This is a genomic window from Burkholderia sp. 28_3, assembly GCF_003253915.1.
Lineage (GTDB): Bacteria > Pseudomonadota > Gammaproteobacteria > Burkholderiales > Burkholderiaceae > Burkholderia > Burkholderia cenocepacia.
This window is the reverse complement of record NZ_QKZF01000031.1, coordinates 21,016-36,809: the sequence shown is the minus strand read 5'-3', so window position 1 is coordinate 36,809 and position 15,794 is coordinate 21,016. Positions and strand designations below refer to the sequence as shown.

The following is a 15,794-nucleotide window of genomic DNA, read 5'->3' as shown; positions in this document are numbered from 1 at the left end:
GAATCACCCGTTCAGTTCGCGAAGATCGGACGGCGGAAACTTCTTCGGCGCTGGCTGACCCAATACCCAGTACATGACGTGAGCCGACATACCGGGATGCTGGCCCGAGCTGAACTTCTGCCAAAGCGCCGCGATCGCAACGCCCGCGACTAGACCAAGCAGGGTGTGGTTAAGCAACACACCGCCGATCGTGCCAGTGAGCCCGATCGCTGCTACATCCTTGCGAAAGAACAGAAACTTCTCCGGGTCGTCAAGGCGACTGGGTACGTAGTGACTGAGATCATCCGACATCGCCGCTCCCGGTCAGATCGTCGCGGTATAGCTGGCGTCGATGATGCCGACGATTATCCCGGTCAGGATGCCGATTCCCGACGGGACAACGAAAGCACCGTAGTCCTTCACGAACATCGCGCGCACACTCCCGAACATCAAACCAGCGAGTGCGCAGCTTTTTCCGGGATTGCCTTTGACCCATCCCTCAAGGGTGGTCGACCCTTGCTGGAACTCCACGCCGTCCGTTCCAAATGCGTAACGGGCGACCATCATTAGCGTGACCGCGAGGATCACGGCAACGACGAAGTTCAGCGTTTCACGCACTTCGGATTTCTCCAGAAGCGCCTTCGCGCGATCCTCGAAAGCAACGAGGGCGCTCGCGGCTCGATATTCGAGCATCTCGAGCTGGTTGAATTGAGCGGTATTCATCTAGTCCTCATGTGGTAGCTAGCCAGCAGCGCGGGCCGGGGGTTGTGCTCGCGCCGCTATATGCAGCGCGAGCACGATTCAGGGGGAAAGTAGTTAAACGAACAATCGAAATTTCATTACGGATTACTTACTGTCGCGTTTCCTCCTTGGTCGAGTGGTGAATCGGTGAGCTGCGCGGACTAACGGCCCGCCAGGTGCTTCGACGCCGTCCCGACCGCGGCGCCCGCGGTGCAAAGCGTTCGATTCGCCACCTTCGCGACTCGGTGGACATGTCGGATTCGCGCTTGCAGGGATTGGTGGCGCTTGGCGATCGGCGTGGAAAGCGCTTGAACGGGCCGGGTTTCTGCGGCCGATACAGGGAGCGATAGATTCTCTTGAACGACAGGCGCCGGCGCCGCGAGGTGCTTGATCGTCGGTTCAGGGCACGAGTCGCCGGAACAGAACACGTAGCGGCCGGAGCCGGGTTCGCCGATCTGCGTGACGTCGTAGTCCGGAAGGCGGGAAGACGCAAAGCAGGCTTGCGTAAGGGTCCCGACAATCAGGCCAAGAAGAGGGACGAGGCGCATCATCGCGCGCCTCCTTCGGCGACCTTGCCGAGCGCCGACTGGGCGCGATAGCCCGCATATGCGCGCTGCACCAGCCGGACATAGCGCGCCTGGGCGGCGATGTTCGTGGAACCGGGCCCTGTGTTGTAGCAACCGACGGCGGCCCAGGTCGCGCCCTTGGCCTGGATGCAGTTGGCGAGCACCCACGCGCTGAGCTTAAGGTTCACGCACGGGTTCAGGAGGTCGCGTTGGGTGACGCCGTAGCTGACGAGTTCGGGAAGATGGACATCGTTGATTTGCGCGGCTCCCCACGCCCTGTGGCCGTCCGGCAAGCGCGGCCCAACGGCGCCGGGCACGCCACGGGATTCGACCCAGGTTATCGCCCGCAGGAGATCGGGATCGAGGTGATAGAGTGCTGCCGCCTCATTGAAGATATTGCCCTTGCAAACGTCCGCGGTCGCTGGCGGAGAAGCGAGCAGGGCGATCGTGGCAGCAACTGCCACGCAGAAGGTGCGCATCGCACACGATGAGTGGCGACGCACGGAATAAAAAACGTAGCGTATCGGGTTGCCCCGAAACGCTACGAGACCGCCTGCAGTCGAGGCACTGAGAGAAGAAAGCGACAGGCGGGATACGAGCGAAAGCTGCTCGTACCAAAAGAGCAACATGGAGCAAAAAGGGGGTCCGTCCGAAAAGATGCGTGACACCGAACCCGCAGGGCAAGACATGCCGCTGCGGAGGAGGTTTGACGCGGAACAGCGATCGAATGTCTTGCTCGCGCGTGATATTCCGGTGCGGTGGACAAGGCGTATCGCCGTCGCCTTAAAAAGGGACGCATCGAATGCGTCAATCCCGAAGGATTGACGTACAATATCTGTAGCCACGAGTGGTCTCTCTCAGCTTTCCCAGCTATTTGCTTGTGGTCAGGACATATGGGGTGTTGGCGCACCCTGTATGTCCGTCTTAATTAACTACAACTGCACAACACAGACATGAATGTTCGGAGACTTTCCGAATCTGCGGCGTGACGATATTCGAAGCGCCGCACATGTTTTTTTGTCCACTTCAAAACCCACGGCGGTCAATTGACCAAGATCGCGTATAGAACAGCTAGTCACACGTGGGCAGCGCTCAGAACTCATTACGCTTTCGCGCGAGCGGCTCAGAGGCCGGGCCGACTTCGCATCGGTAAACCTGGCGACTGCCGCTACCTGGAGCTACCAGGTTCGTACCGCTCATCCCTTTGGATTCCACTGCAGGGTGATCACGTTAACGTTCAGCTCGTGCTTCTCAAAGTACTTCATCATGCTATCCAGGCTTGCCCATGTCCTCGGTTCATTGCGGAACGTATACAACGTGTGCAAGCCCTCTTTCCAAGACAGTTCGACGACGAAGAGATAGCCCCTATCCGTGCGCAAAACCGATGCGTGCTTGATAGCGTTGTTCTTCGCGGCATCCCGAAATTCCGCCTCAGTAATCTTGCTCAACCCACCCTCCAATGTGCTCAACTGGAGGATAGTAAAGCGATAGCTACCGATTCGGATGGTTCGATTCAATTTCTACCAACATTACCTGTATTGCACTGCAATAGAACATGACTTGCATTGCAAAACAACATATTTTGCAGGGCGCAGCGGGAGACGACGATCTTGTCCTCTCACCCTGACCAGCGCCGATCGGTCGACCAGCAAATGACGTTACCAACTGTAACAGGATGTTGAAAATTTTCAACTCCTTCGTTGAACAAAAATTAGGGTCGGACAAAGCGCGTGAAGAAAAAGGAAGAACTTGCAAGTCTAGCGGCCACGTTTGTGGCAACAATCAAACACTTGCAGCAGGAGGCCGGGGTTAACGACTCGGAACTGTCGCGCGCGATCGATCTTGACCGGGGGACGCTCAGCCGCCTGTTATCGGGTGAAACTATCGATCCGAGACTGAGCACGATTTCAGCAATTGCCCGGTTTTTCGCCGTTCCGATGTCGTCCCTCTTCGGCGAAGAGAGCAGGGGGTTCGTGCCTGTCTATGAGCAGCGGAGTCTGCGCGACGCGCGAAAAGTATCCGCGGCGCCGCGCCACGGTCAGCTGTGGATCAGGGTATCGAACGCAAATTCGAGTCGATTTGCGATTGCACTCGCCCCCAAGAGCCGCACCGAACCGCTTCCGCACAATGCCATCCTTGTCATAGGAGATTATGCTTCTCTTGATTCAGGCGATTTTGCATTTGTCGAAGTAGATGAACAAACTTACACCTTCGTCAAGTTGACGGATGGCGAAAAACTCATCGGTTACGACATAGAATCAACCTCAAAGCGCCGGCCCATATTGATAAATGAGCAAGCGATCATCGGAAAAGTTGTGGAAATTATAATGGGCACTAGCTCCGAATGAAATTCACCTTATAGTCGTAATGATCGACACCATCACGCGACTTTATCCAGAGAACGATTCTGGAAAACAAGACAGAGAACGCCATTTCGTACAACATCTTTATCGTGATTTGTGCAAGCACGATCTTGAGAAGCACAGTCAACGGCACAACACCGTAAAACAATAGTGTCCCAAATAGAACGCTATCGACGACTGCTCCGACTGCATTGGCCGCAAGAAAACGAAGAATCAGGGCGCGGCCTCTTAGTGCGATCTTCAGCCTAGATACGACCAGCGAATTAGATAACTCGCCTGCGAAGTAGCCGACAGCCGACGCGCCCAGCGCCCTCATCATTTGATGGGACACTCCGAGAACGCTACCGCCCAGCCATCCCGCCTTCTCGAGCGACAGAATAATCAGAATAACCGGGATGTTCACTAAAAACGCACCCCATATCACATGGCGACTTACAACAAATCCATACGTCTCCGTTATGCAAGCCCCAAAGCAATACGTCAACGGAAAAACGACTAGCGCGGTCGGAAAGAGGACGCTGTACCCATGCAGGAACGGCAGGTTGATGGTGGTGATACTATCTCCAATTAAATTGGTAGTGACCAACATGACGCTGAAAAGTGCCGTAAGATAAATAATCCCGTAAGGGAAGTGCGGCACTCGCTCGGTGATGTTCTGGATATTGACGTCGTTAGCATTTACCGTAGCGAGCAATGCGACATCGTTGGCAGAGAATTTGCCAATCCAATCCGCCTCTAACAGTTCACCAACGGGCAGCTTCATCGAAATACCCGTATCATTCACGCGCACTCTCGCGACCGAAAATCGCTTTTCACCATCCTTCGGAAGAATCGCCTCTACCTGGCATCTCGGGATACTATTTGCCGTTACCATAATTGCGCCTGTTCAAAATCGATCCACCAAACAACCAAAAGCACCACCGGCCTACCTTGGAAAACCGAACACTTACGTCACTTGGGCAGATTCTGATACGCCATCTTCAATATGATATCTCGATATTGCGGATACTTTCCCAGCAACTCGGACTGAGTAAGAATTCTATAATCAGCATCGTCAAATCCCGGCACAACAGCGCAACTGACCAACGTGTAATCACCTGAATCGACCGACGCCCCGAAAATCCATCCTCCGCGCATAACTACAGAAAGTACCTCTCCATGTTCCACGTTCGGGCCGAGACGGACCGTCCGATATGCTCCCGTTTCATCGATGACGTGCATCATGAGCGGGTCGCCAGAGTGGTAGTACCATATTTCATCGGATATCATCTGATGGAAGTGCGACGGGCTATCATGGGTCACCATGAAATAGATTCCGCTATAATTTTTCCTTTCAGCGCCGCTCGCCGTCTTTCGATAAATGTCAGAACCAAATGCGTATCTAAAATAGCCTCCTTCCGGATGAGGCTCCAGACCAAGTTTCTCCATCCAGAATTCCCTGGATTCGCGAGGTCTGCTGCTATTTGAATTTGGCATAACGTTTCCCGCAGATATCATGAAAACTATTACAAAAATCGAAACGAAGGTTACTCGTTGAAGCACCGCCTTCGGCCCTCTACACATAAATTTATTGTTTTTCGCAAACATACGATGTGGTTTTAGTTGAAATTTCTAATACATCGCGAGACCGCAGGTGCACGGGGAAATAGTACCGCTGCTGATCCTACACGATGATATCGACATCGATTTGGAATTCTTTACCGCTTTGCAATACGGAGGTTCCCGCGCCGAACAGATGTCAACAAATCGAAAGGTATATTCGAGACTCCAACACAATTCTTTCGATTTGATTTAATTTGAACGCGCAGCGCGCCTGCGACCGAGCATCGCCCCTATAACCGTAGCGGCGAGGCGATGGAACAGCGTCCGTCGCGGGCGCGCGCCGCAACCTCAGTCCGGCTCGATCTGCATCTGTTGCGCAGCTTGTTGACGTCGCTGGCGCTGCGGCTGGGTATTCGCCTGCTCGGCCAGCTCATGTTCACGCAGCGTCTCGATGGCGCTTGACTTGTCCTGGTGGCGTGAGACGGCCGCTCGAGCGAGAATTGCGTCGGTCGTGAAAATCTGGAGATCCTCGACCGCCCGGGTGAGCCCGACATAGAAGCTCCGGTCGCCGAAGATCCTACGCACCGTCATCGCGACGTCTGACTGGCGCCGAGCATCTTCCGGATCACGCTCCATTTTGTGTGAAGGGATATGCAGCATGGCTTGCTCGCGGGTCGCGCCTTGGCCTGCGTGAACCGTCACCGCGTACGCGTGATCCCAATGACGCTGCGCGTCGAGATCCCAAGGAATTTCCTTGCCATCCGCGAGCCGCAGGACCGCCTGGTTCTCGTTGACAGAAACGACGGTCGCCTCGTGGCCATTCTTGACGAGCTCGTCGCCGCGGGTGAAGCGGATGACGTCACGCGCGGCGAGATTCCTCGTTTCCGAGAGATACACCTCCACCCGGTTGTACTTTTTCGGTTCCCATTCCATTAGAGACCCGTCGGACTTCCGCAGAACGACGATACCCTCGTCGGGTCGAGTGCCCACAACGCCCATGTATTCGCCGCGGGAGGCGAGTATTTTCTGATAGTCACGACCAAACCGGACGGTCATATCCTTGGTGTAGTACTGCGCCTCCTTCTGCTTGGCCCGGGTCAAATCGCCGTCGGACCGGAAGATGGTGTGTGCCGAGTCGTTGACATCGAGATCGCCACGCTCCTGCAGCTCCGCCCGAACCGCATTGTTGATTTCGACGCGGTCCTCGTTAAACGGGGTGATGATGATCGTCTGATTTCTTCGTGGTCCCCGGTCGACGTACTGGCGCGCCAACAGGTCGATCAGGTCTCGCGGATCCTCGTGTTCCGTCACGCGCCCAGCTCGCTCGAGAAAGTCGAAGGCGCGAGCGTTACGTGCGAGGTTCAGGTCGGTGAGGGGCTCATCCGGTGCAAGGTCGGCGGTGCCCACGGTGATCGCGACTGCCTGCTGCAACTCGGGATTCTTCTGGCGCTGGATCTGGGTCATCTGAGCGGTGGTCACGCCCTCGTCCTGCAGGATCTCAAACGGTTTGCCCGCCTCGATGGCCTGCAGCTGGAGGCGGTCGCCAAGGAGGATGACCTTCGCATCCGCTCGTTCCGCCATCTTAAATAGGCGAGCCATTTGCCGTTGGGCGAGGAACGATGACTCGTCGACGAGCCAGAGCTCGCGCTCTCGTGATAGGTCCGGCACATACTCGCGCAGGACCTTCAAATCATCCTGGCGCCGCTGCTCATGAATCTCGAACATCGTAACCGTATCGGCCTGGATACCGGAGTCGTTCTCGAGCTGCTTGGCAGCCTGCCCGGTTGCGGCCATCCCTCGTACAAGCCAACCCTGCTCGTGCGCGACCTGGACTGTTCCCTTGACCATCGTGGTTTTGCCCACGCCGGCGAGCCCCTGCACCGCGACGATCCGGTCTCTGCTCGTCAGCGCATGCTCGATCGCGCCTCGCTGGCCGGGGGTGTAGTCGAAGGTGGAATCGTTCCGCTCCGCACGCGCGGTGGCGATGGCCTGTTCGATTCTGGACCGGACTAATTCGGCAGGCGCGATCGCCGGCGTCGCATCTCGCTGCGCGAGCGCGTTCTCGACCGTCCAGCGCTCCGTGTTGAGCATCTTCTCGGTGGTAATGTTGCCGTCCGGAAGGTCGACGATCTTGCCTTGATGGACCAGCTTTTTGTAGGCATCGAGAATCTGATTCGGAGACGTTCGGCCGACCGCATGTTCGAGCGCGGTCTGGACGAGGTCATATTGGTTCAGCACGATTTCGCGCTCACCGAGGTGAGACGCAGCGAACCGTAGGGCTTCAATACCGGACAACTTGACGACCCGTGCATCCGTTCCCGCTTCCCGCGCCTCCCGTGCCTTCTGCTGGATGACGCTGTAGTCGAGGTCGACTGCTTGTGCGCGCTCACGCCATTGAACCGACAAGGCCTCATGGTCGACGCCGACCTTGCGTTCGCGGGTCGCGAGCACGGCACGCTCCTTCTCGGCGGCCGTGGCGTTTGCAGGATCGATTCCGTTGGCCCGCAGCCATCGATCGCGCGCTGCCGAGCGCTGGCTGAAGTGTTCAATTTGCTCCCGCGTGACGCCGACCAGTTCGAAATTCCCGTTCTCGTCGGGTGCCGTGATGGCATAGCCGCGCTTCTGCAACCCGCGCGCGAGCGAGGACGTGTAGATTGCCCCGATCACCTTCTGCTGCACGTACAACTCGTCATTGGTGAGCGATCGCCATTCGCCATCGGCGCGTTGGGTCGCGTTCATGACCAGGGCGTGGGTATGCGTATCGGGGTCGAGATCTCGGCTCGTGTTGTGTCGAAAGAGGGCGGCTACTACATTGCCGGTCGGCTCGACCAGCGTCTCGCCATCGACCGTTTTGCGGGCCTGCGCCACATACGCCTCGACGTACTCGAGCGCCTCCTTGACGGCTTCCTCGTGGGCGAGACGGACCTCGCGATCTTCGAAAACTTCGGCAGCGATACTGACGCTTTTCGGTGCCGAAAACGTCAAATCGATGCCGGGCCGATGCACGACCTCGGGCTCGCCATTCTCGTCCAAGACGACGCGACCGAGTTGCTGATCGCCGACCTGCCCAGACAGCAGTTTGAAAAACACGTTCCGATCGACTTGCCCGTTCAGACCGAGGGTGGCCGCCCCCTTGCCGAACCAGGCGGAATGTTCGAGTCCCTGATCGGTGGTGTAGTAGTTGTCTTTCGAAAAATAGTGGAGCGCTTGGCTGGCGCTGCCGACATTGTGCATGCTCATCATGGCGTGTCACCCCAACAGGTCACCGAGGCCGGCGCGGCCGGTGGGCCGTTCGCCGGCGCCTGGCTCGCGGGAAGCCGACGTATCGTGAACCTCGCCGGTGTCACCGTCGACGATTTCGCCGGTCGACAGCGAGATCACGTTGGACGGCTGTACTACGGAACGAGGAGTGTTCGGCGCGGAGGCACCGACAGCCGGGCCGGCCGCAGCGGCGTTGGTCGCCGAATCCTCGGCGGCCGTGGTCGGTGCGCCGGAAGGATTGGGTGACGGGGAGTGGGACAGGGACGGGTCGCTGCCGGATCTCTCCGGCGCAGCCGGACGGTCAGCTACAGCGCCTGCCGGAAGCCAGAGATCGTACGTTTGGCGCGGGATGAAGGGCGTCACCGTTTGGGGATGGGGGACGTATTCGTACTTGACCCGAGCAACCGGATAGTCGCTCGGTGTGACCAGATAGCCCTGCATGTCGGGCAGGTGCAGGATTTCGGATGAGAGGACGAGATCGCGGAGATTGCGTCGCGCAAAAACGCTCATGCCGTCGCGCCGCTCGTCGATGCCGAGATTCAGGCTTTCTTCCTTTTCGTCGAGGTCGGCCTGACCGATCGCGTTGGCCAATGCCTTGGCCGCGTCACCATCGGTCACGCGCAACAGGAGCTTGGTCTGGCATCCGGAGATGATCGTGCGCGCCAAGTGCTCGCCGTAGATCTGGAAGAGTTGGGAAAAGTCCTGGATGCCGAGCACGAAGCAACCGCCGTACTTCCGAATGTTGGTAACGGCGAGCTTCATGATCTCGAGCTTTTGCAGAGTGGGGAGCTCGTCATAGAAGTACCAGAGACGTTCGCGATGAATCGGCTTGAGTGTCAGCAGCGAGCGGATGGCGATATCACACCAGAGGCTGATCAGCGGAAGCAGGGCGGTTTTCTGCTCCTCGTTGACGGAAATGAACAGCCAGGAATCGTCGTCTTCATCCTCATTCTGGATCCATTCTCGGATCGAAAATGGCTCGCCTTCGTCGTGCAGGTAACGAAAGCAATCGAGCTGGTTCTGCACGGTCATCTTAAGGCTCATGCCCGTACGCTCAGTGACTGGATCGACGTAGGTCGCCGCGGACTCGTTCGCTAGGATCGCGTGCAATTCCTCGAGATTGCTATGGGCGATGGCCTTGTACAGCGCTGCGTTGGTTCGTTTGTTGTCGCCGCCAAGCGCACGAATCGCTCCCTTGAAAACCATGCGCCCCGCAATCGCGAAGAATGGGTCGGCGACATTCGGCGGAATCGGAATGAGCCCCTCAGCCAGCCCGTCGTAATGGATCTCGCTTTGGATTTCGCGCCAGGCATTCCAGTTCGGGCTACGCGCGTCGAGGGGATTCAGGATGACGTCCTTCCCTTCGCGATAATACGCAGCGGTGAATTCACCTGATGGGTCATAGACGATCGCCCGTTTTTTGCGGGCGCGCACCTGATCCATCAGCGCAAAAAACTGCTGGGACTTGCCACTGCCTTGGGCACCAGAAAAGAGTGTGCCGAGCACTTCGGCCTTCTTCCGCATCGGCACGCCGGCGATGCGATAGGGGCTCGCGTCGTCTCGAGCCTCCAGTTCCTTGATGAGCTCCTTTGCTTTGACGAGCTTGGCACCGCGCACCTGCTTGTCGGTAAGTTTTCCGCGGCCGTACTCCATCCAAAACAGGACGGAAAGGAACGTGACGGCAATCGCCGTTAGAACAGCGTACACGGCAGCATTGCGCGCATAGACGAAGAACTCGTCGGCCGCATCCTCGGTAAACGACCGCGCCGCAGCGGGCGGCAGTGCCGTGTCGTCGTTGCCGAGATGGAACGAGACGTTCGGATTCGCCATCGGAACGACGGTGAGGATTTCCGCCTCAAGGTGCTTGATCGTCAAATAGCGAGTTTCGGCCGACGTGACGAAGTACACGTATGCACCGCCGGCCAGCGCACCGACGAGAATTGCCGCGACGACAACCGCCACGATCGCACTGGTGAGAAGCTTTGCCTGTTGCCACCAGAGGGCAGTTCCTCGTGAAAAGGTGGCGAGTCCGCTGGGTGAGCGTTGATCAGCCATTGCTCTCTCCCAGCAGTTTCTTGGTAGCGGCTTCGGCGCGATCCTGTGCCTGGTGGAAGAACTGGATGTTTCTGTCGCTGATGATGCTGGTCAGGACTTCGCGGCTGAAGAACACGGCTTGAACCAGTTCGGACGGTAGCGTCTGGACGGATTTGCCGGGGCTGCCATCGGACGGCGTGTGCCCACTCAGTTGCTGAATGAGGGCCTTGAGACGCTGGTCGATGAGCGAGACATTTTCGGTGACGACGCCGAGCGCAAGCTGCTTGCGAATGTAGTCGGACAGCGACACACCGTTCTCCTGGGCCTTGCGCCGATAGAAGCGTTCCGACTCGGGATCGAGTTTGAAGGAGATGGGTTTGGACGCACCTTTCCCCGGCGTTTTGAGACGCGGCATGAAGACCTCGTAGCGAGAGATCCTTACCTTTTTGTGGCCGTGGTTATGTGCGGATTGCGCTGCCGATACGCGCTTCTGTCGTGTGAAGATGTTAGCACATGGTCACGCTGTTTCGTCATACGGCTATGTGTTTTTCTGGGAAGGGCGACAATCTTGTCGTTTCGCATTGTTTTCTCCATCAACATCCCCCTCGCGTCTTTAAAGCACTGATTTAATTATCGTTTGCTGTATATCTGGATCTTCATCGAATTTAGGTGTACTACCGTGACGCCAATGGTGTAATACGCATATAGCCGTTGTCACGCGCGCTTTCGATCTTAGGTCGAACGGTATTAAAAGGGTTTTACGGGCGTCATACCGGCATACGCTATATCCAGCTTTGAGTCTTGGCTCTACCTTATCGATATCGCGATTTTAGGCGTCGTACCGCTTAAAGGCTTGCGCAGCAAGGCTTTAAGCACCCGCAACGGAGTTGCGTGGTGTGTGACCGTCCGGTCGGGGGGTGGGGCTTGCCCCACGGGTCGCCCCTCGGACGGACGGACGGTATCTGGATGGTGATACCCGGACGGGTCCGGGTATCACCGGTTTTTCAGCAGGCGTGGCGATCGGCATCGCAGCCAGCAAGAGCGAGGATTTCGTTCCGTTGAGGCGTTCGCCTGGGTGGAGCACCGCGAAAATTTTGCAGAAAAGTGAAGGTTGAGTCACCGACACGAAAGAGAGAAAAACGAGGCGAGCGTCGATCCGTTCCGCACAGGGAAAAAACGGAATAGGGAGGTCGAACGGAGGCAGGGAGCGGACAGGGGGAAATTCGGAGCGACGAGGGTGGTTATGCCACGCAGGTTTTCCACATATCCACGGGTCCGAACCGACGCAGCGATGCGCCTACATCGCAAGAGCGTTGGCCGCGCGCCGTTTTCCACAACGGTGTTGGTTGTGGGAAACGGGAGAAGCGCGGGGACCGGTGGGTATGTGGAAAACCTGCCGGCGTGCGCGGATTACGGTCGTGGATAGATGGGGTGTCGAGCAACAGCCAGAGAGAAAACGCTGTGAGCACGATCGGTTTGGCGGTATTCGGCGGGCGCGACTTGGCGGCCGCCGATCACGGTCTGCGCAATTCAGGATTGCGCACTGAATGGGTGGTCCGCGCGGGGCGACGGCTGCGCAACGGCGCGGGCGACGCCCCGCGCGGCGACTGTGCGAAAAAAAGCGCGGGGCGGGCGCTCGCGCGCTGGCTTGGTCGGGTCGACGGCCGCGACGGTGGCGGCCGCCGCGCTCGAGCTACGCAATGCGTGCATTGCGTCTGGGTGGATGGTCCGCGCCGGGCGGCGGCTGCGGAATGGCGCGGGCGCCGCCCGGCGCGGCGACAGCATGAAAGTCGCGGGGCCGGGGGCTCGGCGAGCGGGTTGGTCGGGCCGGCGGTCGCGACGGTGGCGACCGCCGTGCTCGAGCTGCGCAATGCGAGCATTGCGCTCTGGCTAGGTGGTCCGCGCGGGGCGGTGGCCGCGGAATGGCGCGGGTGACGCCCCGCGCGGCGACAGCAGGAAAAATGCGGGGGCGCCGGATCAGCGCTCGGAGCGGTTGCGTCGGCGGCCGCGACGGTGCCGGCCGCTGCGCGCGAGTTGCGCAGCGGGCAATTGCGCCGCGACGGATGACGCGCGGGGCAGCGGTGCGACAGCGGGGTATCAGGCCTCAGTGCTTTACGTTGCGCGGCCGAATTCCGTTACACTTCGCGGCAAGGGGGAGGGACAAGATGGAGTGATAGAGGCCATGACAGCAGATGCAGGGAAGACAGCGCGCAAGCCGCGATCGATCGAAGACGAGATCGCGAGGGCGGCGGCGAAGCTGAAAAAGCTGCAGGACCAACAGCGCGAGATGATCCGCAGGGATCGCGAGCGGAATCATAAGGCGGTGCTCGAGCTGCTGCGCGCGGAAGGGCTGGACGAGATCCCGGCGGAACAGTGGAAAGAGCGGCTTGATGCGGTAAAAGTCGCACTCGCGAAACCGTGCGAGACCCCGGTGCCGGCGAAACCCGCCCAGGGCGTGCCGGCCGCCGCTGTCGCCGACGGCGCGTCGGTGTGATCGTTGGGGCAATCCGGCGACGCACGAAGTGTGCGCGGAGCGGGATTGCCCCGATTCGTTTGCGCAGCGCGCAAACTGGCTAACGCATTGGTCGCGGGCTGGCGGGTGGTCGCGGCGTAGCGGCGAGCGCCCGCCAGCCCGCGACGCCGCGAAAATCCCGGCTCAGGCGTGCTCGTGTACGGGCGTCGTCACGGTCAACGTGAGGCCGAGCGCGCGCACAACACGCAGGATCGTCGCGAATTCCGGGTTGCCGTGCTCGTCCAGCGCTTTGTAGAGGCTTTCGCGGCCGACGCCCGCGTCGCGCGCAATCTGCGTCATGCCACGCGCACGCGCCACGGTGCCGATGGCTTCCTGAATGTCGGCGGAATCGCCGGTCTCGAACGAAATCCGCAGATATTCGGCCTGCGCCTCGGGCGTGTCGAGGTATTCGGCCGCATCGAACGGCGTTGTCTTGATACCCATGTCAATCTCCCAATTGCGCCGAAAGCGCGATAGCACGCTCAATGTCGCGCTGCTGCGTTGACTTGTCGCCACCGCATAGCAGGACGACGAGCGTTGAGCCTCGTTGGACAAAGTAGACGCGATAGCCGGGGCCGACGTGCACGCGCATTTCGCTCACTCCGGCACCCACCGGCTTCATGTCCCCATATTGGCCGCGCGCGAGCCGTTGAATCCGCTTGGCGATCTGCGCGCGCGCGATGTGATCGCGTAGGCCGCGCAACCATTTCGCGAAGTCGTCTGTCTGCTCGATTCTCATATCCTATATAGTATCCCATAGGATACACGATTTCAAGATGCATTCTGGGTGCCGGCTGAACGCCCCGGCGACGCGAAATGCGCCCGTCGAAGGGGGTACGGTTTTCACGCGACGCGCTCGACTTCTACAAGCTGCGACCCAAAAGGCGCTTCCGCACGGCTCCAAGCCTCTTCGAAGCTGCTTGCGTCGATGATCTCGACGTCGAATCCAGTCTCTGTCTTGTAGGTGATCGCCCACTGTGCCTGCATGTCATTCTCCTTCGCGAACTCCGGCTAAATCGAATGCGGGTCGCGTCGATGACGCGTTATTTCGAAAACGCGCCGTCGAACGCGGCGCGTTGCGTGTCCGACAAGTGCGCCGCGTCGATCTGCGTCGCGCGGTTCACGATCATCAGCGCGTAGGGTTCGGCAAGAATCCGCGCTTCGCGGCACAGGATTGGATCACCGTCTACGCTCGGTTGGCGTGCGCGCCAAATGTTGATCGCGCGCTCGATCTGCTCGATATGCAAAACTGTTGTGCTGTTCATCGTTTTCGCTCCGTGGAGTGCGCCGTGTACACGGCGCACGCAGGTTAGTCGATACATTCGTCGAAGTGCCAGCGCGACTCCATTTCCTTGGCGGCACCGATCGCCTCCTGAAGCGTCTCGCGTGGATGGCCGGTGTTCGGCTCGCAATCGCCGCCACGATGAGACACTTCGAGGGCGGGGACATAGCCGTGCCGGGTCAGGCTCACGCTCGGGCGCGTTTCGTTCAATCCGTCCATGTCGCTGAACCATTCTCCAAACCAGACGACCCGACCGCATTCCTCGGCTTCGAAGCCGTCATCCCAATACGGAAGAAGAGTGGGCTCGTCCGCCAGCATCAGCGACATGTCGGACCCTTCGCGGCACGCGCGCACACCGCTCTCTCGGGCGCAGATAACGGCGTCAATCAAGTGCTGCTCCGCGTTCCACTGGTTTCCGGCAATCGCGGCGATGCCGTGCAGCGCAAGCTGTATGCGCGCTTCGAGGGCAAAATCGAAACTGTCGATGGGAGGGCGATCATTTTTCACAGCTCGCTCCGATCGGCGCGCCAGCTTCTGCGCGCCGGCAAGTGGGTCAATGGAAGATGCCGAGCGCTTCACGAACGACGCGTTGAGCGCTCGCGGCGCCGTAGCGCTCGCCGCGCGCGTACGCCTTTTCGTAGATCATGATCGCGACATTGATTTGCCACGCAGTCCAGTCGATCGTGGGCAGCGTAAATGCCAGTTCGCCATCGTCGCCATGATGTACCCCGATGGAGGACGCAGCACGTTCGGAACACGCAATTGCGAAAAATCCTTCGGTGATACCTTCGATCATCAGTTCGTCAGTCTCGTAGCTCATCGTGAGTCTCCGGGTTATTGCCAAACCGGCGACCACGCGCCGGACGAAAGGCGAAACAGGGTGATGCGCTGAGCGCAACCGTCGGTCCTCGTTTCGAGCCGCACAGCGCGCGCGTCGTCATCAGGGCGGGTCCAGCGGTACAAAACGCGAATGGGGGCATCGACCGGGCAGCCGAGCCAGTGCGCGGCGGTCGCGCGCAGGCGATTTTTCGTGTGTCGAATGCCTGCCTGGCGGTGAGCCTCGGGGGGTGCGGGGGGAACGCCCGCGCGTGTGTGCGTGATTCGGTCGGGGGTGGTTGTGCTCACGATTTCGTCCTTTTGTGTCGGGTTGTGGATCTGCCATTGGGAGCCGCCTCGACGCGGGTTTAGCGCGGGCGGGCACGGGTGCAAGGGCGCGCCCGGAGGCCGCATGCGGAGCGCAGGCGTAGCCGAGCACCGAACGGGTGAGGACGTGGGCGGAGCGAAGCGCAGGCTTTACCCTTGCGCCCGTGCCCGCCCGCGCTATGCGTCGAAAAGGGGCGGCTCCCAATGGCAGATCCACGCGCTTAACCCGGCGCAAAAGGATGGAGCGCAACCACGCGGTTTCCCCGACCGGATCGCGCACACGGCGCGGGGCAGCCGGCCCCGCGCCCCCTCGGCCGGCGTAGCCGGCCGCTAGACCTGCTGTCCGCCCGCGCGTAGCGGGCGCGTACTCC

General features: G+C 59.4%; 19 protein-coding genes. 3 read left to right on the top strand and 16 right to left on the bottom strand.

Translation table 11 applies throughout. The features are described 5' to 3' along the window. Positions 1-3: 3 nt before the first annotated feature. The 5 genes from traL to DFS13_RS35900 all read right to left on the bottom strand — a co-directional run bounded on the left by traL (position 4) and on the right by DFS13_RS35900 (position 2,734). Positions 4-291 (bottom strand): type IV conjugative transfer system protein TraL, encoded by a 288-nt coding sequence (gene traL, locus DFS13_RS35920; RefSeq protein WP_027811066.1) that lies wholly within the window; start codon positions 289-291, stop codon positions 4-6. Between the two features lie 12 nt (positions 292-303). Next, the gene (locus tag DFS13_RS35915) at positions 304-702 is read right to left on the bottom strand and encodes a hypothetical protein (RefSeq protein WP_027811065.1); all 399 of its coding nucleotides are present in this window, start codon (positions 700-702) and stop codon (positions 304-306) included. Between the two features lie 179 nt (positions 703-881). After that, positions 882-1,271: a hypothetical protein gene (locus DFS13_RS35910; protein ID WP_034192246.1), complete on the bottom strand. Its 390-nt coding sequence runs from the start codon at positions 1,269-1,271 to the stop codon at positions 882-884. Then, positions 1,268-1,765 carry a lytic transglycosylase domain-containing protein gene (locus DFS13_RS35905; RefSeq protein ID WP_027811064.1) on the bottom strand — a complete coding sequence of 166 codons (498 nt, stop codon included), beginning with the start codon at positions 1,763-1,765 and terminating at the stop codon, positions 1,268-1,270. Before DFS13_RS35905 ends, DFS13_RS35910 begins: the two co-directional genes overlap by 4 nt. A 717-nt stretch (positions 1,766-2,482) precedes the next feature. Beyond that, entirely contained in the window at positions 2,483-2,734 is a 252-nt protein-coding gene (locus tag DFS13_RS35900; protein ID WP_034192245.1) for a hypothetical protein, read from the bottom strand. 282 nt (positions 2,735-3,016) lie between these two features. Here DFS13_RS35900 and DFS13_RS35895 point away from each other — a divergent pair, with 282 nt between their 5' ends. Beyond that, positions 3,017-3,634, top strand: coding sequence for a helix-turn-helix transcriptional regulator (locus DFS13_RS35895; protein ID WP_049120948.1), 618 nt, complete (start codon positions 3,017-3,019; stop codon positions 3,632-3,634). Here DFS13_RS35895 and DFS13_RS35890 read toward each other — a convergent pair. From DFS13_RS35890 to DFS13_RS35870, 5 genes are all read right to left on the bottom strand, one after another. After that, positions 3,621-4,433, bottom strand: coding sequence for a VUT family protein (locus DFS13_RS35890; RefSeq protein WP_027811061.1), 813 nt, complete (start codon positions 4,431-4,433; stop codon positions 3,621-3,623). The two genes, DFS13_RS35895 and DFS13_RS35890, sit on opposite strands and share 14 nt — an antisense overlap. 167 nt (positions 4,434-4,600) lie before the next feature. Beyond that, positions 4,601-5,077, bottom strand: coding sequence for a cupin domain-containing protein (locus DFS13_RS35885; RefSeq protein WP_034192242.1), 477 nt, complete (start codon positions 5,075-5,077; stop codon positions 4,601-4,603). Positions 5,078-5,539: 462 nt separating this feature from the next. Next, positions 5,540-8,434: a MobF family relaxase gene (mobF, locus tag DFS13_RS35880; RefSeq protein ID WP_027811060.1), complete on the bottom strand. Its 2,895-nt coding sequence runs from the start codon at positions 8,432-8,434 to the stop codon at positions 5,540-5,542. Between the two features lie 6 nt (positions 8,435-8,440). Then, complete coding sequence (locus tag DFS13_RS35875) at positions 8,441-10,507, bottom strand: type IV secretion system DNA-binding domain-containing protein (protein ID WP_027811059.1); 2,067 nt, start codon at positions 10,505-10,507, stop codon at positions 8,441-8,443. Then, positions 10,500-10,901, bottom strand: coding sequence for a hypothetical protein (locus DFS13_RS35870; RefSeq protein ID WP_027811058.1), 402 nt, complete (start codon positions 10,899-10,901; stop codon positions 10,500-10,502). Before DFS13_RS35870 ends, DFS13_RS35875 begins: the two co-directional genes overlap by 8 nt. Before the next feature lie 1,016 nt (positions 10,902-11,917). Between DFS13_RS35870 and DFS13_RS40060 the strand changes: the two genes are divergently transcribed. Next, positions 11,918-12,421 (top strand): hypothetical protein, encoded by a 504-nt coding sequence (locus tag DFS13_RS40060; protein ID WP_143277545.1) that lies wholly within the window; start codon positions 11,918-11,920, stop codon positions 12,419-12,421. 247 nt (positions 12,422-12,668) lie between these two features. Further along, entirely contained in the window at positions 12,669-12,980 is a 312-nt protein-coding gene (locus DFS13_RS35865) for a hypothetical protein (RefSeq protein ID WP_027811057.1), read from the top strand. Positions 12,981-13,142: 162 nt separating this feature from the next. Here DFS13_RS35865 and DFS13_RS35860 read toward each other — a convergent pair whose 3' ends face one another. The 6 genes from DFS13_RS35860 to DFS13_RS35840 form a co-directional block, all read right to left on the bottom strand. Then, positions 13,143-13,442 (bottom strand): addiction module antidote protein, encoded by a 300-nt coding sequence (locus DFS13_RS35860; protein WP_027811056.1) that lies wholly within the window; start codon positions 13,440-13,442, stop codon positions 13,143-13,145. Position 13,443: 1 nt separating this feature from the next. Then, positions 13,444-13,737 (bottom strand): type II toxin-antitoxin system RelE/ParE family toxin, encoded by a 294-nt coding sequence (locus tag DFS13_RS35855; protein ID WP_027811055.1) that lies wholly within the window; start codon positions 13,735-13,737, stop codon positions 13,444-13,446. Positions 13,738-13,841: 104 nt separating this feature from the next. After that, positions 13,842-13,985 carry a hypothetical protein gene (locus DFS13_RS40480; protein WP_154233621.1) on the bottom strand — a complete coding sequence of 48 codons (144 nt, stop codon included), beginning with the start codon at positions 13,983-13,985 and terminating at the stop codon, positions 13,842-13,844. Positions 13,986-14,041: 56 nt separating this feature from the next. Further along, complete coding sequence (locus DFS13_RS35850; RefSeq protein ID WP_370540367.1) at positions 14,042-14,320, bottom strand: DUF3717 domain-containing protein; 279 nt, start codon at positions 14,318-14,320, stop codon at positions 14,042-14,044. Then, the gene (locus DFS13_RS35845) at positions 14,308-14,859 is read right to left on the bottom strand and encodes a hypothetical protein (RefSeq protein ID WP_077186813.1); all 552 of its coding nucleotides are present in this window, start codon (positions 14,857-14,859) and stop codon (positions 14,308-14,310) included. Before DFS13_RS35845 ends, DFS13_RS35850 begins: the two co-directional genes overlap by 13 nt. Further along, complete coding sequence (locus DFS13_RS35840; protein WP_027811052.1) at positions 14,834-15,100, bottom strand: hypothetical protein; 267 nt, start codon at positions 15,098-15,100, stop codon at positions 14,834-14,836. Before DFS13_RS35840 ends, DFS13_RS35845 begins: the two co-directional genes overlap by 26 nt. Positions 15,101-15,794 lie beyond the last annotated feature (694 nt).

What these genes read in the sequence shown, in the direction of transcription:
- traL (WP_027811066.1), bottom strand. Translation starts at nt 291, where the DNA reads ATGTCGGATGATCTCAGTCACTACGTACCCAGTCGCCTTGACGACCCG.
- DFS13_RS35905 (WP_027811064.1), bottom strand. Translation starts at nt 1,765, where the DNA reads ATGCGCACCTTCTGCGTGGCAGTTGCTGCCACGATCGCCCTGCTCGCT.
- DFS13_RS35855 (WP_027811055.1), bottom strand. Translation starts at nt 13,737, where the DNA reads ATGAGAATCGAGCAGACAGACGACTTCGCGAAATGGTTGCGCGGCCTA.
- DFS13_RS35910 (WP_034192246.1), bottom strand. Translation starts at nt 1,271, where the DNA reads ATGATGCGCCTCGTCCCTCTTCTTGGCCTGATTGTCGGGACCCTTACG.
- DFS13_RS40480 (WP_154233621.1), bottom strand. Translation starts at nt 13,985, where the DNA reads ATGCAGGCACAGTGGGCGATCACCTACAAGACAGAGACTGGATTCGAC.
- DFS13_RS35915 (WP_027811065.1), bottom strand. Translation starts at nt 702, where the DNA reads ATGAATACCGCTCAATTCAACCAGCTCGAGATGCTCGAATATCGAGCC.
- DFS13_RS35865 (WP_027811057.1), top strand. Translation starts at nt 12,669, where the DNA reads ATGACAGCAGATGCAGGGAAGACAGCGCGCAAGCCGCGATCGATCGAA.
- mobF (WP_027811060.1), bottom strand. Translation starts at nt 8,434, where the DNA reads ATGATGAGCATGCACAATGTCGGCAGCGCCAGCCAAGCGCTCCACTAT.
- DFS13_RS35850 (WP_370540367.1), bottom strand. Translation starts at nt 14,320, where the DNA reads ATGTATCGACTAACCTGCGTGCGCCGTGTACACGGCGCACTCCACGGA.
- DFS13_RS35840 (WP_027811052.1), bottom strand. Translation starts at nt 15,100, where the DNA reads ATGAGCTACGAGACTGACGAACTGATGATCGAAGGTATCACCGAAGGA.
- DFS13_RS35875 (WP_027811059.1), bottom strand. Translation starts at nt 10,507, where the DNA reads ATGGCTGATCAACGCTCACCCAGCGGACTCGCCACCTTTTCACGAGGA.
- DFS13_RS35870 (WP_027811058.1), bottom strand. Translation starts at nt 10,901, where the DNA reads ATGCCGCGTCTCAAAACGCCGGGGAAAGGTGCGTCCAAACCCATCTCC.
- DFS13_RS35860 (WP_027811056.1), bottom strand. Translation starts at nt 13,442, where the DNA reads ATGGGTATCAAGACAACGCCGTTCGATGCGGCCGAATACCTCGACACG.
- DFS13_RS35885 (WP_034192242.1), bottom strand. Translation starts at nt 5,077, where the DNA reads ATGGAGAAACTTGGTCTGGAGCCTCATCCGGAAGGAGGCTATTTTAGA.